This window comes from Pseudoduganella flava (assembly GCF_007830495.1).
GTDB lineage: Bacteria > Pseudomonadota > Gammaproteobacteria > Burkholderiales > Burkholderiaceae_D > Rugamonas > Rugamonas flava.
Window position 1 is genome coordinate 303,407 of record NZ_VLKW01000001.1, and the last position, 22,664, is coordinate 326,070.

The window sequence follows — 22,664 nt, forward strand, 5'->3', positions numbered from 1 at the left end:
GGAGCCTTCATGCGTAACTTCGTACTCGCCACCTTGCTGGCTTCCTGGCTGGGCAGCGCCCACGCCGATTTCCGCATTCCCGGCTTCGAACTGGTGCAGACCGCGCCGGCCGAGACGACGCTCGTCAATGCCGACCTGCGCGATCCCGTCACCGTTTGGTGCGAGCTGTTCGACAACGCGAAGAGCGACATCGCGATCGGCCAGTTCTACGCCGTCGGCAAGCCGGGCACGCCGTTCGACAAGGTGATCGAGCGGCTCGCCGCGGCCGGCCAGCGCGGCGTGAAGATCCGCTTCCTGCTCGACAAGAAGGGCGTCGGCCTGTCCGATGCCGCCACGCTGGAGCGCCTGCGCGCGATTCCGAACCTGGAGCTGCGCATCCTCGACTACAGCCAGCTGACGGGCAACGGCATCATCCACGCCAAGTACGCGCTGGTGGACGGCAAGCGCGCTTTCATCGGCAGCCAGAACTTCGACTGGCGCTCGTTCACGCACATCCACGAGACGGGCCTGTTGATCGACGACGCGGCCATCGTCGGCCAGGTGCGTGCGATCTTCGAGCAGGACTGGGCGGCGCAGGCGCAGCTGGCGCAGGGCCGCCAGGTGGCACCGCTGCAGCAGAAGTCCACCGTGGCACCGGCCACGGTGCTGGCGCGGCCGGCCTACCTGCTGGCCAGCCCGGCCGCCTACAACCCGCCCGGCGTCGCCGATTCCGAAACGGGCCTGCCGGCGCTGCTGGCCGATGCGAAGGAAGAAGTGCGCGTGCAGCTGCTCGATTACGCGCCGCTGTCGTATGGGCCGAACGGCACGCGGCCGTACTACGCCGTCATCGACGATGCCGTGCGCGCGGCCGCGACGCGCGGCGTGAAGATCAAGCTGATGGTGTCGAACTGGAACCTCGAACCGCTGCTGGTGCCTTACCTGAAGAGTCTCGCGGTGCTGCCGAACGTGGAGATCCGCGTCGTCACGTTGCCGAAGGCGTCGACGGGCTTCATTCCATTCGCCCGCGTCATCCACAGCAAGACGATGGTCATCGACGGCAAGCTGGCCTGGGTCGGCACCAGCAACTGGTCCGGCGGCTACTTCGACTTGTCGCGCAACCTCGAGGTCGTGATGCGCAACGAGCAGATGGCCAAGCGCCTGGCCGCGCTGCAGGAACAGATCTGGAGCTCGCCGTACGCGCAGCCGCTCGACATCAACAAGACTTACCCGAAACCACTGAAAGCTTCCGAACAATGAAACGACTCGCATGCATCGCCGCACTGGCCGGCGCGTTCGCGGCCATCCTCCCCGGCGGCGCGCAAGCCTGGGGCAACGACGGCCACAAGGCCGTGGGCGCCATCGCCGACAAGCTGCTGAAAGGCTCGAAGGCGGAGCAGCGCGTGAAGGCGCTGCTGCTGCCTGGCGAAAGCCTGGAATCGATCGCCGTGTGGGCCGACTGCGTGAAGGGCACCTGGTGCGGGCCGCAGACGCCGGAGATGGCCGCCTACGTGGCCGCCAATCCGCAGCACTCCGTCTACCACTACACGGACGTGCCGTTCCAGCTGTCCGCCTACCATGACCATGCGGCCGGCACGGCGGACGACGACATCGTCCAGACGTTGAAGGCCGCGATCCTCGTCCTGCAAGGCAAGGACACGCCGCAGTCCAACCCGCACAAGTTCACGCCGCGCCAGGCGCTGCTGATCGTCACGCACCTGGCCGGCGACATCGTCCAGCCGCTGCACGTGGGCGCCGCGTTCGTCAGCAAGGACGGCCGCTTCGTCGTGCCGAAAACGCCTGCGGAAATCGACGAACTGAACGTGTTCGATTCGCGCGGCGGCAACAACCTGCTGCTGGACGACGCGATGCTGGTGGCGACGAGCGGCAAGCTGATTCCAGCCGGTGAGCCGAAGCCCGCCCAGGAAAGCCCGCCGAAGACGAAGCCGTTCCACTCGTACTGGGACACGACGGTGGTCGACTACGCGATGCGCCGCTCCAGCACGCGCACGCCGCAGCAGTTCGCGCAGTACGCGATCGCCAGCAACCCGAACGTGCCCGTCAGCACGGGCGACGTGACGACGTGGCCCTACCAGTGGGCCAACGACTCGCTGGCCATCGCCAAGCTGGCGCACCTGGACGTGAAGCTGGGCGCCGTCAGCACGCTGCAGTCGAAGAGCACGGGCGAAAGCTACAAGGTGTGGGCGTTGACGGTGCCGGACGACTACCCGGTGCCGTCATCCGCGCTGGCGCGCCAGCAGCTGATCAAGGGCGGCTACAACCTGGCCGCGCTGCTCAAGGAGATCTGGCCGGACGCCTGATCGGATGATCCAAAGCGCAGCGCGTCGCTCTGCACGTGCTGCGCGAACAGCCGCGTCAGCGGGCCGATATGGCCGTTCGATGCGCAGCGCACGGCGTAATACAGCGGCGCGATGCCCACCGCGTCCCAGCGCATGTGCCAGCCCCAGCGGCCCAGGTACAGCGCGGCCAGCGTCATGCCCATGCGCCGGTTGCCGTTCGCGAACGGATGGATCGACAGGAAGTCGCAGAACAGCCGCGCGGCGCCTGCGCGCGGGATAGTGCCGCAGTTGAAGCGGTACAGCGCGCTGTCCGGTTCGGGGATGTCGTCGGCTTGCGCCATGTTGAACAAGTCGCGGTTGCCCGCCAGACCGACCACGTAGCCGTCCGGCTGGCGCGCCGGCACGGCGAAGCTGTCGCCGGAACGCCGCATCATGATCGCGGGTTCGAGCGCCAACTGGGCCGCGAGCCCGTCGGGTGCAAGCGGTTCAAGGGTCAGGCCGAGCCGCGCAACGGTAGGCGCGTTCGGATAGGGCTCTAGCGGTACGCGCAACGGCATGCTGTTGACGGAGACCGCGACCTTGCCGGCGCCTTAAAGCCCTGCGCCAGCGCGGACAGGATGTGGTCGCGATGTCGGCGCAACGCCACGTAGAGCCAGCGGCCTTCGACCTTCGGATACACACGGGAGTCGGTGAAGCGGTTGCCCGGATTGCCGCATCGCCCCATTCGACATTGAATTCCAGCTCCGTGCGGCGCAAGCACCAGCCATCGACCCACGCGAACGCATAGCGCAGCGGCGAGCCATTCGACAGGCGAGGCGGCGGGTAAGCGTTTTCTCCTCACCGGGCGCGACAAAGTGCCAGGGGTGGTGCGGCCCGGCGCGATCTGGTAGCTCGCCAGCTCCTTCGGGAAGCCGACGATTGCATGGCGTGCCTCGCTAATGACAGCGCTGAGCAAAAGGAGTTGGCGTTGTTAATGGCGGGACTGGTCGTGCTTGGTAGTAGCGGATGCAGCGAAGATTGTTATAAACTCGCTATTTCCAAGTGGAACTAACGCGCGTAGCTCACCGTAATGCAATATCGATTGAAGGTTTATCGTCCGGCAGATGGGCTCACGGCTTTGAGCCTTAGCGCTCCGGACGATGCCACTGCGGTGGCCGAAGCCGAACGCAAGGGCTACAAGGTCATTTCTCTTCGCAGCAGGAGGGCGTCAGCCTGGAAACCGGCGCGGCAGAAGTTTTCCGTAGCGTTGTTCAGTCAAGAATTGTTGTCTCTACTTGAGGCCGGACTAGGTCTTGTCGAAGTCGTCAGTATCCTAGAGCGAAAATCGAAGAACGACGAGGTCCGGCATGTGCTGGAAGCGGTGGTGCGTCAATTGAATGAAGGGGTATCGTTTTCCGCTGCTCTGGAAATGCAGCCCGCAGCCTTCTCGCCTCTTTACATTGCCACCATTCGGACCGCGGAACGTACTGGCGACCTCGCCGCCTCGTTGCGCCGTTTCCTCGCTTATCACACGCAGGTAAATCAAGTGCGTCAAAAGGTGGTATCCGCATCGGTTTACCCGGCCGTGCTGGGTATCGTCGGGATCGCTGTTATCGTATTTCTGCTCGGATATGTCGTTCCTCGTTTCAGCCGTATCTACGAGGACATCGGCGGCGATCTGCCCTGGACCTCGCAGCTGCTGATGAAGTGGGGCCGGCTGGTCGACGAGTATGGCCTATTGCTCTTTGCCGGCGTCGGTTTCCTTGCCGTCGTGCTGGCTTATTTCCTGAGCAAAGCATCCGTACGAGCAGTCGTGTCGCGCTGGTGCTGGGCCTTGCCTGGCATCGGCCAGAAGATTCAGCTTTACGAACTGGCCCGATTCGCAAGGACCCTGGCCATGCTGCTGTCGGGGGGCGTGCCGTTTTCGACGGCGTTGATCGTTGTGCGGGATTTGCTCTCGCAGCCAGCCTTGCAGCAGTCGTTGGCCAATGCCGCGCGGCTAATCAAGGAGGGGCGCACTGTCTCTGACGCATTTGGTTCGCAAGGTCTTGCGACGGAAGTCGGCGTACGTTTGCTGCTGGTGGGCGAACGATCAGGGGAATTATCGACGGCGCTGGAACGTATCGCGAAAATGTATGAAGACGAAGTTTCCAAGGCTGTGGACTGGTTCTCCCGGTTGTTCGAACCATTGCTGATGGTGGCAATTGGCGGAGTGATCGGACTAGTAGTCGTGCTGATGTATCTCCCCATCTTCGAATTGGCGAACAACCTGCAATGAAAGACGAAAACAACGTGGCGCTCGTGATGACGCCCGAGCACATCCTTAATGCGCGCATTGCCGCGCACACCCACGGCGGCGGTGCTGTTGCATTTCTCGAAGAGGCGCTTTCCGTATCGCCTGGACAGTTCATTCGCGCGCTGGGCGAGGCTGTCAAGATGCCTGTGCTCGAACTTGCGGGCATGAGCGAGCTGACGCCGTTGTTCGACGTGCTTTCGCTGCAGGAATCGATGCAACGCAACTGCCTCGTTGCGAGCGATGGGGCACGGGTCTGCTGCGTGCTTGCAGATCCGTTCGATCTGGCCCTGCAGGCTTGGCTGCAGGAACGAATTGATTCCCCGATTTCATGGCACGTCGCCCACCGGTCTGACCTTGATGCATTCTTCGCGGTGCACGAACAAACGTTGCGCGTCCTGGATGACGCCTTGCACACCACGCCCGAGGAAGGCGCGCTCGAAGCAAAGATCGAGGAAATTTCGCTCGCCACGATCGCGGAGGACAGCAGCCCCGTCATCCGCCTCGTCAATTCCACCATCTACGACGCATTGAAGGTTGGCGCCAGCGATATTCACCTGGAAGCGACAGGTACGGGACTGCATGTCAAATACCGTATCGATGGCGTGCTGGCGAGCATCGCCCAGATTCCCGGCAATCCCGTTGCCGAGCAAATCATCTCCCGAATCAAGGTGATGGCGGAACTCGATATTGGAGAGCGGCGCGTCCCCCAGGATGGCAGGTTCAAGCTTTCGGTTCGGGGGCATGAGATCGATTATCGCGTCTCAGTCATGCCAAGCCTGCTCAGTGAGGACGTGGTGATCCGGGTGCTCGACAAGCGCCAACTCGCCAGCCAGGCCGCTGGTCTGCGCCTGCAGAGCCTTGGGTTCGGCGATCCGCTGCTGGCGCAAATCCGTGCCCTGTCACGCAAGCCATATGGCATGTTCTTAGTGACGGGCCCCACTGGTAGCGGCAAGACCACGACGATGTATGCGGCGCTCTCTGAAATCAATAATGGCCAGGACAAGATCGTGACCATTGAGGACCCGGTCGAATATCAACTGCCGGGGGTGCTTCAGATACCCGTCAACGAGAAAAAGGGCCTGACATTCGCGCGCGGGCTGCGGTCGATCCTGCGCCACGATCCGGACAAGATCCTTGTCGGGGAAATCCGGGATGCGGAAACTGCGCAGATCGCAGTGCAATCTGCGCTGACTGGGCATCTCGTGTTTACCAGCGTGCACGCGAATAACGTATTCGATGTGCTCGGCCGTTTTCAGCACATGGGCGTCGATACCTACAACTTCGTGTCGGCGCTGAACGGCATCCTTGCGCAGCGTTTGGTGCGTGTTGTATGCCCGGACTGCGCGGCCCCTCACGTGCCCACCGAGGAGGAGCTCGCATTTTCCGGTCTCGCAAAGGAATCACTCGAGCACATGCAACTGGTTCACGGCGTTGGATGCAGGCATTGCCGTGGAACTGGCTACAAGGGGCGCTATGCCATCGGTGAGGTATTGAACCTAAACGATGACTTGCGCGAGATGATCGCCAATCGAGCACCAGCTCGGTCGATCAAGGCCGCGGCGCAATCCAAGGGCACGCGTTTCCTGCGCGATGCGGCACTCGACCTCGTAGCACAAGGCAAGACAACTCTGGAGGAAATCAATCGTGTTACTTTCGTTGCATAGGCAAGCGCTGCTTATGATCGGGCCGGGCAGGGTTGCGCTAACGCCGCTGCCCGGCTTTTTGCAACGCGCCGCATCGCGGAGCACAGTGGTACCAGTGGAACGGGCAGCCGGCAATTTGATCGAGCAAGATATTGCGTCAGCGCTGCACTTGCTTTTCGACGGTCATCGGTCGATCCGTGAGGTCGATATCGTCCTGTGTGACAGTTTCGCAAGATACGTCGTAGTGCCGTGGTCCGACCATCTGTCGCGCCAGTCCGAAGCTGAGATGTTCGCAGCTGCCCGCTTCGAGGAAGTATATGGCGATCTGGTGAACGATTGGACCATACGGGTGGACATGCGCAGCCATGGCGCTAACGGCATTGCATGCGGGATCGGCACCGAATTGCTGGATCAGGTGCTGCATGAGTGCAGCAGCGCGAAAGTCGTGCCGCGGTCGCTGCGACCTCGGTTTGTCTCCGCAATCAGGCAGTATCGCAGGGCGTTGCCGGAAAACGTGCTTGTCGTCGCTCCCCGTCTGGATTACTGCGTGATGGCTTCCATCATTAATGATGACTGGCGGGAGGTACGCAAGCTCCGGACTGGCGGCAGCGAGGAGATTACACAGTTGATTATGCGCGAACAATCCCTTCAAGGGCTGCCGAAAGAAATACCGATCTATTTTGATGGTGTAGATAACTCAATAAGGGAGCATTTGCAGGAATCGGGACTTAACGTGATGGAGGCAGCGGTAGCGGCAGCTGCGCGAACGGATCCCTGATGCGTGCAACTGATTTGAATTTCGCGCCGCGTGGCTCGCGTCAAAAAGTAGTTGCTCTCCTTGGGCTGGTTGTCATGGCTGTCTGCGCCGGTCTTTCTTATCAGCGTCTGGTCGAGGCAGAGGCTGAACTGCAACGCGCGTCTCAGCAACTTGCGCAGCTGGAGCGTGAGAAGTCCAAGAAAGAGGCTAAGGCCCCACCTGACGCCACCTCAATAAAAAGAGAGCAGGAGGCATCGGCGGTTCTGGCACGGCTGCGTTTTCCGTGGCACGAATTTTTCGGCGCTATCGAGGCCGCTCACACCGAGGATGTTGCACTACTCGAACTAGATCCGAGTATCGAGAGCAAGTCTGTTCGGATCGTTGGTGAAGGCAAGGATTTCTCTGCCGTGACCGCCTATGTAGAGAGATTGCAGAAGCAGCCTCAGTTTTCCAGAGTTTATCTTGCAAAACACAAGTTACTCACTACTGATTCATCCGGGTCTCTGAGTTTTGAAATCACCGCCGAATGGAGATCCGGCTCCCTGGAGTGACACCGCACAACGCTGATCGTGTGGCTTAAAAGCCGCAACTTCACGAGGGTGGCGTTAGCTCATCAATAATTCATTGCCAAAGCTGAATTTCTCTGTAGAATCCCCTGTCTATTATGGGCAGTTGCGCCCGTCGATAAGTGTTCACGTCACACAAGGGGAAGACTATGGGGTTCAGCCGCAAGGCGATCGCGCTGTGCTTGATTATTGCGCAGCTGCCGATGGGGAGCGCGTTAGCGAACATTTACACACCCGGATCGTTTTCGGTGGACGGCGCGGGGAGCGCTAATTACACAATCCCCATCGAAGTTCCGCCAGGAACCAATGGAATTGCCCCGAACCTGGCTCTCTCCTACAGCAGCCAGTCGGGTGTCGGTCAACTCGGCAAGGGCTGGGCTTTGTCTGGTCTTTCAAGCATTACGCGATGCGCACGCACGGTGGCGCAGGACGGTGCACTGGGTGGCGTCAACTTCGATGCCAATGACCGCTTCTGCCTGGATGGGCAGAGGCTCGTCGTCGTAAACGGTAAGGCTTATGGCGCGGATGGAGCCGAATATCGCACCGAGCGGGAGTCTTTTTCAAAAGTCATGTCATATGGAGCGGCCGGCAGCGGTCCTGCTTATTTTAAGGTCTGGACCAAGTCCGGACAGATCGTCGAGTATGGCGCGACCACAGATTCACGCATCGAAGCGCAGAGTAAGGCGGCTGTCCGGGTCTGGGCGGTGAATCGGATTCAGGACATCAGCACCAATTATCTTACCGTGAGCTATACGGAAGATTCCACCAATGGCGAGTTTTACCCTGCGCAGATCAGCTATACGGGGAATGTAGCCGCGGCAACAACCCCTTACGCTTCCATAGTATTCGCCTATGAAGATCGTTCTGATCTGGCTCCGTATTATGTTGCTGGCTCCCTTGTTAATGCGACCAAACGGTTGAGTAAGGTACAGACGAAAGTTGGAACCGGAATCGTAAAGGAATACCGCCTCACGTATCTGCCGGATAGCGCTCAACTCCGCTCCCGCCTCACAGCCGTCACCGAATGTGACGCCGCTGGATCTTGCCTGCCTCCGACAAAATTCGCATGGCAGGACGCTGGCGCTGTGGCGTTCACACCACAATCCTGGTTTGCGTCCGACCGCGCAGCCATGCTGGGCGGGGTTGATAAGATGAATACCGTCTTAACGCTCGATATCAACGGCGATGGCAAAATGGATTTCGTGCACCAGAATCACGCCTCTAATTCTAATTTCGACACGCTATCAATTCGGCCCGCAATCTCCACAGGTAACGGCTTTACGTTCGGCTCCTGGATTGATACTGGGGCTACAGGTGATCTGGTCGCTGCAGACGTTAATGGTGATGGAAAGAGTGACCTCGTAGTCGTAGGTTATGCATCGTCGTCTGTCGCGATAACGGTTCTCTTGTCGACTGGTGATGGTTTCTCCAAGCTGCCGACGTCTACGCTGGCACTCGCATCTGGTCCAAGTATCACCGGCTATGCACCTCGCGTTCACGTCTTGGATATCGACGGTGACGGGCGAGCAGACATAGTGCTTGAGCATGAGGAAGAGGGTTATCCGACCCCCCCGTCTAAAACATGGTTGGCGATATTGAAATCGACCGGCGTCGGATTTACTAGCACCGGCTGGTCCCAGGTGGCACAGGCTGCTGATGGTGCTGCCTCATTGCAGTCCGTTGTCACGGCTTTTCCTGCTGATCTTAACGGCGATGGAAAAATGGACATGATTGTCCTGTGGCGCAAGGAATACGTGGACACGAGCAATATCTGGATTTTGCCACTCTATTCCGACGGTCAGAAGCTCGTCCCAGGTACATGGAGCGACACCGGTGTCCAATCATGGCAATCCGGGGTGGCGCTAATTCAGATGATGGTTCCCCTGGATGTAAATGGTGATGGGCTCACTGATATCGTCTTTTATCAAAATAAAGATTCCGCCGCGACTGGGGCACCTTCGCGCTGGCTGTACACGTTTCTTTCAACAGGAAACGGCTTCATAGCGACGAGCCCTGCCCGTATTGATCAGGTCACCTATCCAGAAGGCATATCAGCAAGCACATTAATCGATACTATCGTGCCAACCGACCTGAACAGTGATGGTCGCATCGATCTTGCTGTTTCCCACCTATACACGGATGCGAATTGGGTGAAACGGCTGGCCCTGCAACCGATCATCTCGACTGGTGTGGGATACGTCCCGATGAACGTCGTTAGCACGGGAATCGAGTGGGGGACCATCAAAGGCATGGACTACAACAGGGAAGAGCCTGTAATGTTGGAAAGAGGACCTGGCCTAGTATATGGCGACTTCAATGGTGACGGAAAAGTTGATATATTGCAACAGCGATTCACCGATTCCGAATCACCGGCTTCGTTCCTTACATACATTGCCGCCGGCGCGATTGGAGATTTGGTCACGGGTATTGAAACCGGCATAGGTTCGAAAGTCGTACTGTCTTATGCTCCATTGACGAATAGTTCGGTTTATACGAAGGACAGCGGCGCGAGCGCTGCAGCTTACCCATTGCAGGATCAGCAGTCGGCTATCTATGCCGTGAACTCTTCTGCGGTCAGCAATGGCAGCGGTAGCTTTTTGACGACCACCTACGCATATGGTGGCATGAAGCGTGACATCACTCGTCAGATGAACCTCGGGATGCGATGGAATTCGGTGACAGACTCCACTACGGGCATCGTAGAGCGCACCGAGAACCGGCAGGACTGGCCATACGTCGGGATGCCGTCTAAACGTACGAGCAGCACGGGTAGCGTGACCTTGAATTCGACCGAAACGACGTACTCATGCACCGATTTCGTCAGCTCGAGCGGCTGCCCGAGTGCTGCTAATAAGCGCTATTTTGCGTTCGCCACCCAATCGGTCGTCAAGTCTGCGGACTTGAATGGGACGCAATTCCCTACGGTTACCACTACGACTGCTTACGATACTTGGAATGCCGCCACATCGACCTGGTCAGACTTGGCGGGAATTTTCGGCAATCCGACCGAGATTAAGGTGTCGACCAGCGATGGATTTATCAAGAAAACCACCAACGTCTATAAAAACGACACGGCTAATTGGTTTATCGGCCGGGTGACGCGAACCACTCAAACCAATACGACTCCTTGAGCGCAGGCTGAAGATAATACAAAAATTGAGAGATCATATAATGTCTAAATTTTTGCGGAATGACGAGCCGCGTATAGGGGCGTTCTTATCCTTCTCGCGGTCATTGGTACTGCGGATCGCTGGCTGCTGGAAGCAGATGACCATCTTGTTTGTGGCTCTGTTTGCTGTAATACAAGCCCACGCACAGGTGAATAGTGCGGAATTTGTGTCGCAGTCGGTATCGGCGACAATGTATAGCGGTGAGAAATACACGGTGTCGGTAACGATGCGAAATAGCGGTACGTCCACATGGACAGCCGCGAATCAGTATCGGCTGGGTTCCCAGAATCCCATGGACAACCAGACATGGGGCCTCGGTCGCGTCGACGTTGCTGCTTCTGTCGCTCCGGGGCAGACTTATACATTCACCTTCACGGTGACGGCTCCGCAAAAAATTGGGACTTACAATTTCCAGTGGAAGATGCTGCGCGAAGGAGTGGAGTGGTTCGGCGCGGTTGGAGCAAATGCTGTTGTTAATGTGACTCTGCCACCCCCTGTCAATGGTTCTTCGTTCGTTTCCCAAAGCGTTCCATCGACAATGACCGCTGGGCGGCAGTACACAGTGTCGGTGCGGATGAAGAATACCGGCAATACTGCGTGGGGTGGAGAGTACCGCCTTGGTTCCCAGAATCCGATGGATAATAATATTTGGGGAATCGGTAGGGCGCCCATTCAAACTGGCATCCCGGTCCCCGGGCAGGAGTATACTTTCAGTTTTACTGTCACGGCCCCGACCACTCCCGGCACCTATAATTTCCAATGGCGGATGGTGCAGGAATATGTGGAATGGTTTGGTGCAACGACCCCTAATGTTGTGATTACGGTACAAGGGGCTGCAGCCGCGCCTACAGTCAGTGTTCAGCGCACTCCAAGCACGTTAATCGCAGGTTCCGGCTACACCTTGAGCTGGTCGACAACGAATGCCACCTCGCTTAGTTACGTCTGTACTGCGAGCGGCACAGGATACACCGTTAACAAAACGATGGCGGTCTCCGGCTCGGTGACCGAGACGGCACTTGCTGCCTGGGTAGGTTACCCGTCTACTTGTACCTGGACTGCGACCGGCGCCGGGGGAACGAAAACCTACACTGAAACCGTCACGACTTCGAACAGTAGCGCCAATGCTGGTTTCGTCAGCCAGAGTGTGGCAAGTTCTATGACCGGGGGGCAGCAGTATCCGGTATCAATAACCATGTCCAATACCGGGACCACGACTTGGCCGGCCAACAGTACGTTCGCACTGGCGAGCCAGAATCCAGCCGGCAACACGACCTGGCTTCCTGCAGGTAAAGTAGTCCTGCCTGCTTCGGTCGCGCCAGGCCAGCAGTACACATTCAGCTTCAATGTCACCGCTCCCGCCAGCGCTGGAACGTACGGCTTCCAATGGCAGATGCAGAACGGCAGCACGTACTTCGGTAACGCATCGACCAACGTGACCGTAGCGGTCAGCGGCGCCACGACGACCACACCTTCCGTCACAGCACCATCCAAAACGCTGACCCGCGTGCGTGCATTTGAATATGGCGCTGCCACGGGTATGCTGGACAAGGAAATCATCGAGCCGGACAATACTCAATTACGAGTGGAGTCGGCTTATCTGTACGACACTTGGGGTAACCAGAAGAGTAGGACGGTCTCATCGCCTGCGACGGGAACCGCGGCGATTGTCGCGCGCACGGAGAACGTCACGTATGACACGCGTGGCCAATTCCCCGCCTCGGTGACGAACGCGCTCGACCAGGCTTCTTCGCAGACCTACGATCAACGCTTTGGATCGTTGGCAAGTGTTACTACGCCGAACGCGCAAAACTCCACTGTCTTGTACGATAGTTTCGGCAGGCGCTCGCTGGTGACCTACGCCGACGGGACCAAGACGCGTTATACCTATGCCTATTGCCAGTCCGCCGGCGGCGCCACCGCGTGCAGCGGATATGCGAAGTATCTCGTGACTGCTCAGCCCCTGGCATCGGATGGGGCAACTGCGAACGGTCCCTGGACAAAGGCTTATTTCGATAGCGAGAATCACGAGGTTCGTACGGAAACCCTCGGGTTCGATGGCTCGTCTGTCATCATCGTCGAAAAAGAATATGACGAGCGCGGCCGCCTGAAGCGGAGCAGCCTTCCACGTTATGCCTCCCAGACCGTGCAATGGACGAGCTACAGCTATGACGATCTTGGCCGCTTGACACAAAGCGTCAACGCCGAAAACGCAACCACGACCTACGATTACAGCGGCCTGACCCGCACGGTGACCAATGCGCTAAACCGAGTCACTACTTACCAGCAGAACATTCTAGGCCAGCTCGTCAAGACCACGGACGACGCGGCCAAATCGCTGACATACAGCTACGACGCGTTTGGCAATCTCTGGCAGACCCTCGATCCCTTGGGGAACAAGGTATCGAGCGAATTCGATCTGCTAGGCCGTAAGCGCCGTTCGGTCGATGCCGACATGGGCGATTGGAGCTACGAATATGATGCACTCGGTCAGCTCGTCAAGCAGACTTCGGCGCGCAAGCACGTAACGTCGTTCATCTATGACAAACTCGGCCGAGTGACCTCACGCAGCGAGCCCGACCTGAAATCGACGTGGGTCTATGACAACTGCACGAAGGGTGTCGGACTGCTCTGTAGCGCGACTACAGACAATGGCTACGCCATTTCGAAAACCTACGATGCTGTCAGCCGACCCAGCACATCCACCACTACCGTGGACGCAGCCTATGCTGCAACTGCTACGTATAACAGCACGAATGGCAGGATCGCGACGCTGACGTATCCGGAGGGTCTCGTCATCAAATACGTGTACACGAGTCTCGGCTATCTGCAAGAGATTCGTGACAATGCTACCAACGCGCTGTACTGGCGTGCGGACAGCATGGACGCGATGGGCCATTACACTCAGCAGACCTATGGCAACGGCGTCGTAACTCAACAAGTCTATTACCCTGCCACGGGAGCGCTGAAGAACGTGTATGCAGGCGCAGGCAATAGCGTGCAAAACCTGACGTTCGAATTCGACAAGATCGGCAATCTAGTAGCCCGCAGTGATGCGAATCAAAGCCTTTCCGAGACGAACCTGTATGACGGGCTCAATCGCCTCAAGCAGTCGACGATCAACTCCAGTGGCGCCGGTCTGGTGAGTCAGACGTACACATACGACGATATTGGCAATATCAAAACACGGTCCGGGGTGGGCACCTACACCTATGGCGCAGTCAACTCGAAGCCACATGCCGTAGCATCCATCGCTCTCGCGGCCGGTGGCTCGCGTTCTTACTCGTATGACGACAACGGGAACCTGACGACAGAGACAGAAAAGAATGCTAGTGGCACGGCTGTCGGCACCCGGACTATTAGCTATACCAGCTTTGACATGCCGCTGACGGTAACGAAGTCCAGCGCCACCGTTTCGTACCTGTATGGAGCTGACCACCAGCGCGTCAAGCAAACCGGCAGCGCGGGGACTATCGTTTATGTCCATCCGGATCAAGCCGGCGGCACTTTCTACGAGAAGGAAACGCGGCCTGACGGCACGGTTGAACACCGTCAGTACATCAGCGTGGGCGGTGCGGCAGTAGCTATCGTCAAAAAAGTGGGAACGACTGTCACCACCCAATATCTGCACCGCGATCATCTCGACTCTGCCGCAGTGGTCACTTCCCAAACGGGAGCAGTGGTGGAGCGTCTATCGTATGAACCGTTCGGCAAGCGCCGCTTCGTTACCGGGGCGGTCGATTCAGGCAACACGATCACTGGTGTGAATACACGGCGCGGCTTCACGGATCACGAGCATCTGGACAATCTTGGTCTCATCAACATGAATGGCCGGCTGTATGATCCGTTCATCGGCCGTTTTGTCAGCGCGGACCCGACTGTGCCGGACCCGACCGATCTGCAGTCGATGAACCGTTATTCGTACACGCGCAACAATCCGCTGAGCATGACGGACCCGACGGGCTTCACTGATTCGCAATCCATGCTTGACTGTGACACGCGTATGCTTCAGTGCGGCCCCGGTGGAACGCAGCCGATGCCGGTTGTTGAGATTAAGGGAGAAATGGGGAAGGGAGCTTTGCCGACAACAGCGTACGGTGACCGCCTCTCTCGCACGTATACAGACGGATTTGTAATATCGACGTTCTATCGTAATGATATGAACTCGATGCCTACGGTTACAATGGTTGCGAGCAAGGAGAAGACCACCTATGATAGGTTCAGTAAATGGGCGCATGTCGGGCTCGGTGTTGCTGGTGCATTCCCCGTTTTGGGCGCAGTCCCCGATGTAGTGGACCTGGGCCTGACTGCAGTTGAAATTCCGTTTGGCAAATCTACTAAAACTGACTTTGCGTTCGGTGTCGCCGGAATCGTAGCAACGTTGGCGCCAGGACCAGCAGATGCTGCTGCGGCAGGCGCGAAAATTGGCAGTAGGCTTGCAAGACTCGCGGGTGAGGCCCCGCATCTCGCTCGGTGGAAGCTTGGTCCGAATGATGTTGATTTACGCGGTACCGGAAAAGGGGTTCGAGACGCGCTGACTATGGCGTTTGAGAAGACGGGCTTACCGAAATCAGAGTTTGAGGTTACTCGGTGGGCCAAAGATGCTCACGGGAAATCATTCCCGGCGGAGTGGCGTCACAAAAGTGGGGCTGAGGTTAATGTAGACTGGGCTCACACAAAGAATGGCCCTGATGTGCCACACGTGGGCTTCCAGACGGGTGGAAAGCGTAATGAGAGTGGTGCCGTCCGTGGTCATATTCTGCTGGATGATGTGCCGTACAATAGGTAACAATGGGTCTCCAATGGAAAAGGATCGAATTGGATCGTTATTGATGCATCATTGCGACTTTGCTAAAAAGCTAAGTAGTGATGAGAGAAAGCAAATCGTCGCGAGGCTACGCGACAATCTCGACGTCGATATCGAAGTTGGTAATCCTTGGGATTCTGTCGAGGCTCCGGACGGCGTATATAGGACCGACGGCTGGGCGGTGATTCCCGAATATATTGGGGAGTCGTCGTGCTTAGTTTTTTCTCCTGGCGCGCGGGAGATATGGAACTTCTCAAGTGGGGGAGCATTGCTCGATTTTTTGAGCAATAGCCCGGCCCTTGAATATTACGTCTGCGATTTGGCTTGCTCCTTTTTGCTGTGTTGCAATCACCATGACTATGTGATCGGGTGGGGAAAAGCCCAACAGTGGGTGGCCAATTTATCATAGGGCCATAGTTGACTGTACGGCGGTAAGTGCCTGGCGTATCTGCCGCTGTCTTGTACGTTTATGCCGCATTGTTTATTGTCCAATGATTGGGTTGGTGGTCACTTGGTAAATTTCATACGAACGGTGCTTGGAGCGGGGTGTTTTGGTGGACCCTGGGGGCGAGGTCAGATTATTTGGATGCTTCGACATCATCTGCGTTATCTGCTCTATGTTGGTTTTTTATTCGTCGTGCTGGGTACGTCTTTGTCCTTCATATCGCTAACAATTGACGCGATGAAAGGGAAGGTGCGGATAATAGATGCGATGCGCCGTTACAAGTCTCACGATTCGTTCAGGTACCCGGCTGTTTCAGATAACGAAGGGCATCCACATACATCGGAGCTTATTGCCCGCCTGGCGAAAACGGACGAGGTTGTCGCTCTTCTTGACGGTATTTTGTCGTTAGCCTCTTCGAAGGGGCTGCAAATTGACGCAGGTAGTTACGAATTGCAAAAAACTGAATCTCGAGTGGCGGATGAATATATAATGAGCTTTTCCGCCACTGGTCCGTATGTGTCGATTCAGAAATTCCTTTTGGAAGCTCAGGAGCAATACCCAGCTTTGATACTCGATAAAGTGAGCTTCTCGCGTGAGAGCATTGGTGCTGCACGCTTAGAAGCTCGGGTTCAATTTGCGTTGCTTGTTAAATGAAATGGCTAGGCTTGAGCTCATCATCCGCATTTTCTGTGCTCTGAGCGTTGTTAGCTGCACAAAGCAAGCCAACCAGTCCTTTGAACCGCCTGAGCTGACGAAGCAAGCAACTGGGCGGCCGGTGGCGCCTACGGTGCGAAAGCCAAGGTTGGTAGCGACAGAGACAACCGAAGAAGTATTCCCTCATGCAGGCAATCCGTTCGCCGAAAAATCATGGAATCGTTCTGTCGAGGTTGCATCTTCACCACCGCTTCCGCCTCCGCTTCCCACTGCGGCGAAGGCCTTGGCTCCTCCGCTACCCTTCACCTATGCCGGCAAGATGGAGCAGTCACCTGGCAAGTGGACCTTCTACCTCTCGCGCGGCGACGAATCTTTTGCCTTGAGTAAAGGCGACACTTTTGATAACGTCTACCGTTTGGTGGACGCGGACGCGTCCAGGCTCGTCATCGAATATCTACCGTTATCGGAAAAGCAGACGCTGCCGATCGGCGCGGAGTGAGCTTTGGGGCAGTAATGAAACATTGGTTAAACATCGCTGCGTGCGGAGCAGCTGCGCTTCTGCTTGCATCGTGCGCGGGCAGTCGGCTGCACAACGCCGGCCTGCAATCGGTCGAGCAGGGCAAGCTTGAAGAAGGCATCGAACAGCTTCAGCGCGCTGTTCAGGAAGAGCCGGGCAATGCGCGCTTCAAGTCCGATTTGCTGACCCGGAAATCCTTTGCAATCGATACGCTGTTGCAGCAAGCAGACACTGCACACAGCCAAGCGCGGGTCGGTGACGCGGAGGCTTTTTATCGGAGAGTGCAAGCGTTAGACCCACGTAATCCGCGTGCAGCGGCAGGTCTCGATATGCTGTTGCGCGAACGGTCGCACCCCAATATGCTGGCGGAAGCCGAGACGTCGCTCCAGGCTGGCGATAGTGAGCGGGCATTGGGTCTCGTGCGCAATGTTTTGCATGAGAATCCGTCGAATCCGTCCGCGCTCGGATTGCGACAACGCATCGAAGCCGCACAGACCCAGACTAGGCTCGTCGAGCCGATGCTGCGCGTAGGGCAAACTCCACCCATCAATCTCGAATTCCGCGACGCGACATTGAAGTTGGTGTTTGATGCCCTCGCTCGCGCGTCCGGGGTCAACTTCGTGATGGACAAGGATGTCCGTACCGACGCGAGAACTACCATCTTCTTGCGTCAAGCCACCCTTGAGGATGCGATCGACTTCATCCTGCAAACGAACAAGCTTGAGAAAAAGGTACTGAACCGGAACTCGATGCTCATTTATCCCAGCACGCCGGACAAGCTGAAGGATTATCAGGAACTTGTCCTCAAGGGGTTCTATCTCAGCAATGCAGATGCAAAGCAGACCCAGGCTTTATTGAAAGCAATGCTGAAATCAAAGGATACCTTTGTCGATGAAAAGCTGAACCTGTTGGTGATGCGCGATACACCGGATGCCGTGCGTCTTGCTGAGAAAGTGATCGCGATGCATGACCTGGCCGAGCCGGAGGTCATGTTGGAAGTGGAAGTCCTTGAGATAAAGCGCTCGCGCTTGCTGGAACTCGGCGTACAGTGGCCGAACCAGCTCGTGCTTTCACCGCTGGGCGTCGGTACCGGTACAACGTTAGCCGATCTGCGCAACCTGAATTCGGAGCGTATCAGTGCCAACATCGGCAGCACAGCGATTAATCTCCGGCGTTCAGTCGGGGATGCGAATATTCTTGCCAATCCGCGCATCAGGGCCCGAAACAAGGAAAAAGCCAAGATCATGATCGGCGATAAGGTGCCCGTTTCAACGTCAACGACAACCGCTACCGGTGTCGTGTCGGAAAGCGTGCAATACCTCGACGTGGGCATCAAGCTCGATGTCGAGCCGACAGTGTACCTGCGTGACGAGATCGCGATCAAGATAGGTCTCGAAGTGAGTTCCATTAGCAGCGAAGTCAAAACTCCCGCCGGATCGTTGGCTTACCAGATCGGATCACGGTCTGCATCCACCGTGCTGCGCCTGAAGGATGGCGAAACCCAGGTGCTGGCCGGATTGATCAATGATGAGGACCGCATGTCAGCCAGCCGAGTGCCGGGCCTGGGTGACATGCCGCTTGTCGGCCGCCTGTTCGGGAGCCAGAAGGATGATCGCAACAAGACGGAGATCGTGCTGTCGATCACGCCCCACTTGGTTCGCAATGTTGTCAAGCCCGACGCTGGCGCCAGCGAGTTCTGGTCCGGTACTGAATCATCGCTGCGCACCCATCCTTTGACGATGCAGATTCTTGAAGCGAAGAACGTTTTAGATCAGCCGGGCAGGTCCCCGAACGAAGCAACACAGATGCGAGGCCCGGCGGTATCGGCGATTTCAGTCGCTCCGGTGATTAAAGCGGATCCCAGTGAGATCGTGCTGCGCACGTTGGCGCCATCGGAAGTCAACGTTGGCGAGCAGTTCAAGGTCGTCGTGGAGATGCGCGCGGACGGCGAGGTTCGCAGTCTGCCATTCCAGCTCGGTTTCGATCCCGCCGCGTTCCAGGTGCTCAACGTCAGTGAAGGTACCTATTTCCGACAGAATGAAGGGCAAAGCACGATTTCCAGTAACATCGACAGCAGTGCCGGTAAGGTGCTCGTAAGCGTGGTACGGAATGGGGAGGGCGGGGTACCGGGCGATCATAGCGTTGCCGTGGTGACGATGCGTGCCCTCGCCGCGAAACCTGCTGCCGAAATACGCCTGTTGAGCGCCGCTCCGATCACCGGTGGCAGTGCGACCGTGGTGCCGGTGCTACCCGCACCGATAACGGTAAGAATCGGGGAGTGAAGAATGTCGGCATGCAGACCGGCATCCGGAATGACGCGCGGGTTCACAATTGTGGAGTTGCTGGTAACGATCGTCATCGTATCAGTGCTCGCGTCCGCTGCATTGCCCATGGCCGAGCTGGCGGTACGGCGCAATAAGGAGCAGGAATTGCGCCGCAGCCTGCGTGAGATTCGCGAAGCTCTCGATAACTACAAGCTTGCTACCGATGAGGGCAGGATTAAAAAGAGCGCTGACGCGAGCGGTTATCCGCCTTCTTTGGAAGTGCTGGTGGAGGGTGTCGAGGATATTCGCTCTGCGGAACAAAGAAGGCTGTTCTTCTTGCGCCGCATTCCACGCAACCCTTTTGCCGATGGCAAGGCTCCGCCGAATGACGGCTGGGGCAAGCGGAGCTACAGCTCGAGGCACGACGATCCAAAAGAGGAGAGCGACGTTTACGACGTGTATGCACAGACCGAGGGAACTGGCATGAACGGCATTCCCTACCGGGAGTGGTGAGCGTGTCCATCCGCCGGATGAAAGGCTTCACGCTAATTGAGCTGCTGGTCGCAATGGCCATTATCGCAGCCCTGCTTTCGCTCGCGGCACCACGATACATCGGCAATATCGATCGCTCGAAAGAAGCGGTGCTGCGCGAGAATCTGGCGACGCTGCGCGAAGTGCTCGACAAATATTATGCGGACAACGGAGTTTATCCTCCAAATCTGGAAGCCTTGGTGGAAGCTCGGTATATGCGACGCGTTCCACTGGATCCCGTCACGGAGAGCGCCAGCACCTGGGTGCTCGTGCCGCCGCCGCAGGCCGATCAGGGAGCGGTTTTCGACGTGCGTAGCGGAGCAAAAGGAAAAACGCACGATGGCACGCCATACCAGAACCTGTAGCACGACGTCGTACCGCCGGGAAGGCGGCTTCACTTATCTCGCCGTATTGTTCATGACTGCAACGATGGGCGTGCTGCTCGCATCGATCGGCATGCTGTGGTCGACTGCGCAGCAACGGGAGAAGGAGCGCGATCTCTTGTTCACGGGGGATGCATATCGGCGCGCCATCGGCATGTATTACGAGCGGACACCTGGCACCGTCAAGCGCTATCCAGCCGCATTGGAAGACTTGTTGAAGGACGAAAGGCAACTGGCCACTGTGCGATACCTGCGCAGGCCGTTCCGCGACCCGATGAATCTGCACGGTGAATGGGGGATCATCCGTGGGCCGGATGGAGGCATTGCCGGTATCTTCAGCCAGGCGTCGGGCAAACCCCTTAAACGGAACGGCTTCAAGGACCGTGACGCTGGGTTTGAAAACGCTGCAACCTATGCGCAGTGGCGCTTCTTCTACGAACCCTCGCCCCAGCCAAAATTGGAGCTGCTTGAGAACGGGACTACGCCAGCGTCACCTCGATCCCCATCTCCCGATACGGCGCCAGCAGCGCCGCATCGACGCCCCGGTTGACGACGATGTGATCGATCGTCTCCAGCGGCGCGATGCGGAACGGCGCCGCCGTGCCCAGCTTCTCCGGCGAGGCCAGCACCACGGTGCGCTGTGCGTGCGCCGACAGCGCGCGCTTCATCGCCGCCTCGTCGAAATCCCCCGTCGTGATGCCCGCTTCCGGGTGCAGGCTGCACACGCCCATGAAGAACAGGTCGGCCCGGAATTGCGCCACCGCTTCCACGGCGGCCGCGCCCATCGCGACGATCGAGTGCTTGAACAGGCGGCCGCCGATGATGATCACGTCGACGTCCGGATGCTCGACCAGTTCGACGGCCACGGACGGGCTGTGCGTGATGACGGTGGCGCGCAGGTCGCGCGGCAGCGCCCGCGCCAGCTGCACGGCCGTCGTGCCGCCGTCGATGAACACGACCTGGCCCGGCTTGATCATCGCCGCCGCCGCGCGCGCGATGGCGGGCTTGGCGTCGGCCGAGATCTTCTCGCGCACCGCGAAGTTCGCCTGCGCGGGCGAGGCGGGCAGGGCGCCGCCGTGCACGCGCGTCAGCAAGCCTTCCTTGGCCAGCTCGCGCAGGTCGCGCCGGATCGTGTCCTCGGACAGGCCGAGCGATTCGGACAGCGTCTTCGCGACGATCTGTCCTTCTTCCTTCAGGATGCGGAGCAAGAGCTCCTTGCGCTGGCGCGTCAGCATGGTCCGGACTCCATTGCACGAAATTCCTTGTAATTGCACGAATTCGCATGATATCTTGAAAAAGACAAGAAACCAAGGAGTGTCCATGCACGTGCGCATCAAGGAGGTGAAAACCCTGTCCGACGACTGGTATCTGCTGAAGAAAACCACGTTCGACTACCGCCGCCGCGACGGCAGCTGGCAGACGATGTCGCGCGAGACCTACGACCGCGGCCATGGCGCCGTGATCCTGTTGTACAACCTGGCGCGCCGCACGGTGGTGCTGGTGCGGCAGTTCCGCTTCCCCGCGTTCGGTTACGGTGGCACGCACGACGGCTACCTGATCGAGGCGCCGGCCGGCTTGCTCGACGCGGCTTCGCCGGAGGAGCGCATCCGCGCCGAGGTGGCAGAGGAGACGGGCTTCCACGTGCAGCACGTGCGACGCGTGTTCGACGCGTTCATGAGCCCGGGTTCGGTGACGGAGCGGCTGCATTTCTTTGTTGCGGAGTACGACGCGTCGCAGCGTGGCGGAGCGGGCGGCGGGGTGGCCGCGGAAGGCGAGGACATCGAAGTGCTGGAGCTCGATATCGACGCGGCGCTGGCGATGGTGGCCGACGGGCGCATCGAGGACGGCAAGACGATCATGCTGTTGCAGCATGCCCGGCTGTCCCTGTTCGGCGCGCCCGCGGCGCCCTGATTGCTCTAGAATCGGCTGACCATCAACGAAGGGAGGAAAGGATGAAGTATCTCGTCGCAGCAAGCCTGCTGTCGCTGGCCGCCACTGCAGCAATCGCGGCAACGCCGGAAGAACTGGCCAAATCGAAGAACTGCATGGCCTGCCACGCGGTCGCCACGAAGCTCGTCGGCCCCGCCTACAAGGACGTCGCCGCCAAGTACAAGGGCCAGAAGGATGCCGAGGACAAGCTGGTGCAGAAGGTGATGAAGGGCGGTTCGGGCGTGTGGGGTCCGGTGCCGATGCCGCCGAACCAGGTGACGGACGCCGAGGCGCACACGCTGGTCAAATGGGTGCTGTCCCAGAAATGAGAAGTGAAGGGTCAGACCCGACGCGGGTCTGACTCAGGATGTTGGTTATTGGGGTGGCTGTCGCCAATTCAACCCCGAAACCCAGAGGCTAGGGTCAGACCCGACGCGGGTCTGACCCTGT

Annotated in this window: 19 protein-coding genes; 17 read left to right on the forward strand and 2 right to left on the reverse strand. The window is 58.3% G+C overall.

Annotated elements, in window-relative coordinates; genetic code table 11:
* Positions 1–9: 9 nt before the first annotated feature.
* Both IP92_RS01380 and IP92_RS01385 read left to right on the forward strand, forming a co-directional pair.
* A complete protein-coding gene (locus tag IP92_RS01380; protein WP_145872737.1) occupies positions 10–1,236 on the forward strand; it encodes a phospholipase D-like domain-containing protein in 1,227 nt (408 codons plus the stop codon).
* Positions 1,233–2,297 (forward strand): S1/P1 nuclease, encoded by a 1,065-nt coding sequence (locus IP92_RS01385; RefSeq protein ID WP_145872738.1) that lies wholly within the window; start codon positions 1,233–1,235, stop codon positions 2,295–2,297. The genes IP92_RS01380 and IP92_RS01385 overlap by 4 nt, the downstream gene beginning before the upstream one ends.
* Here IP92_RS01385 and IP92_RS01390 read toward each other — a convergent pair.
* Entirely contained in the window at positions 2,252–2,827 is a 576-nt protein-coding gene (locus IP92_RS01390) for a Fic family protein (RefSeq protein WP_158206798.1), read from the reverse strand. The genes IP92_RS01385 and IP92_RS01390 overlap by 46 nt on opposite strands.
* A 518-nt stretch (positions 2,828–3,345) precedes the next feature.
* Between IP92_RS01390 and IP92_RS01395 the strand changes: the two genes are divergently transcribed.
* The 13 genes from IP92_RS01395 (at position 3,346) to IP92_RS01455 (ending at position 20,835) form a co-directional block, all read left to right on the forward strand.
* Positions 3,346–4,533 carry a type II secretion system F family protein gene (locus IP92_RS01395; RefSeq protein ID WP_145872740.1) on the forward strand — a complete coding sequence of 396 codons (1,188 nt, stop codon included), beginning with the start codon at positions 3,346–3,348 and terminating at the stop codon, positions 4,531–4,533.
* Positions 4,530–6,215: a GspE/PulE family protein gene (locus tag IP92_RS01400; RefSeq protein ID WP_145872741.1), complete on the forward strand. Its 1,686-nt coding sequence runs from the start codon at positions 4,530–4,532 to the stop codon at positions 6,213–6,215. The genes IP92_RS01395 and IP92_RS01400 overlap by 4 nt, the downstream gene beginning before the upstream one ends.
* Entirely contained in the window at positions 6,196–6,972 is a 777-nt protein-coding gene (locus IP92_RS01405; protein ID WP_145872742.1) for a hypothetical protein, read from the forward strand. Before IP92_RS01400 ends, IP92_RS01405 begins: the two co-directional genes overlap by 20 nt.
* Positions 6,972–7,502: a PilN domain-containing protein gene (locus IP92_RS01410; RefSeq protein ID WP_145872743.1), complete on the forward strand. Its 531-nt coding sequence runs from the start codon at positions 6,972–6,974 to the stop codon at positions 7,500–7,502. The genes IP92_RS01405 and IP92_RS01410 overlap by 1 nt, the downstream gene beginning before the upstream one ends.
* A gap of 164 nt (positions 7,503–7,666) precedes the next feature.
* On the forward strand, positions 7,667–10,648 hold the full coding sequence (locus IP92_RS01415) for an FG-GAP-like repeat-containing protein (RefSeq protein ID WP_145872744.1): 2,982 nt from the start codon (positions 7,667–7,669) through the stop codon (positions 10,646–10,648).
* A 136-nt stretch (positions 10,649–10,784) separates the two neighbouring features.
* Positions 10,785–15,473, forward strand: coding sequence for a polymorphic toxin type 47 domain-containing protein (locus tag IP92_RS01420; protein WP_158206799.1), 4,689 nt, complete (start codon positions 10,785–10,787; stop codon positions 15,471–15,473).
* A 13-nt stretch (positions 15,474–15,486) separates the two neighbouring features.
* A complete protein-coding gene (locus tag IP92_RS01425) occupies positions 15,487–15,900 on the forward strand; it encodes a hypothetical protein (protein ID WP_145872746.1) in 414 nt (137 codons plus the stop codon).
* A gap of 177 nt (positions 15,901–16,077) precedes the next feature.
* A complete protein-coding gene (locus IP92_RS01430) occupies positions 16,078–16,590 on the forward strand; it encodes a hypothetical protein (RefSeq protein WP_145872747.1) in 513 nt (170 codons plus the stop codon).
* 1 nt (position 16,591) lies between these two features.
* The gene (locus IP92_RS01435) at positions 16,592–17,089 is read left to right on the forward strand and encodes a hypothetical protein (RefSeq protein ID WP_145872748.1); all 498 of its coding nucleotides are present in this window, start codon (positions 16,592–16,594) and stop codon (positions 17,087–17,089) included.
* Between the two features lie 14 nt (positions 17,090–17,103).
* Positions 17,104–19,389, forward strand: coding sequence for a secretin GspD/PilQ domain-containing protein (locus IP92_RS01440; RefSeq protein ID WP_145872749.1), 2,286 nt, complete (start codon positions 17,104–17,106; stop codon positions 19,387–19,389).
* A gap of 30 nt (positions 19,390–19,419) precedes the next feature.
* The gene (locus IP92_RS01445) at positions 19,420–19,884 is read left to right on the forward strand and encodes a type II secretion system protein (RefSeq protein WP_229418557.1); all 465 of its coding nucleotides are present in this window, start codon (positions 19,420–19,422) and stop codon (positions 19,882–19,884) included.
* Positions 19,881–20,267, forward strand: coding sequence for a type II secretion system protein (locus IP92_RS01450; RefSeq protein WP_307724833.1), 387 nt, complete (start codon positions 19,881–19,883; stop codon positions 20,265–20,267). The genes IP92_RS01445 and IP92_RS01450 overlap by 4 nt, the downstream gene beginning before the upstream one ends.
* Positions 20,242–20,835, forward strand: a complete 594-nt coding sequence (locus tag IP92_RS01455) for a type II secretion system protein (RefSeq protein WP_145872751.1) — start codon at positions 20,242–20,244, stop codon at positions 20,833–20,835. Before IP92_RS01450 ends, IP92_RS01455 begins: the two co-directional genes overlap by 26 nt.
* On the opposite strand, the gene IP92_RS01460 is transcribed toward IP92_RS01455, so the two are convergent.
* Positions 20,765–21,520, reverse strand: a complete 756-nt coding sequence (locus IP92_RS01460) for a DeoR/GlpR family DNA-binding transcription regulator (protein ID WP_145872752.1) — start codon at positions 21,518–21,520, stop codon at positions 20,765–20,767. The two genes, IP92_RS01455 and IP92_RS01460, sit on opposite strands and share 71 nt — an antisense overlap.
* Before the next feature lie 85 nt (positions 21,521–21,605).
* On the opposite strand from IP92_RS01460, the gene IP92_RS01465 reads away from it, so the two are divergent.
* A complete protein-coding gene (locus IP92_RS01465) occupies positions 21,606–22,196 on the forward strand; it encodes an NUDIX domain-containing protein (RefSeq protein ID WP_145872753.1) in 591 nt (196 codons plus the stop codon).
* A 41-nt stretch (positions 22,197–22,237) separates the two neighbouring features.
* Positions 22,238–22,543, forward strand: coding sequence for a c-type cytochrome (locus IP92_RS01470; protein WP_145872754.1), 306 nt, complete (start codon positions 22,238–22,240; stop codon positions 22,541–22,543).
* Positions 22,544–22,664: the final 121 nt, after the last annotated feature.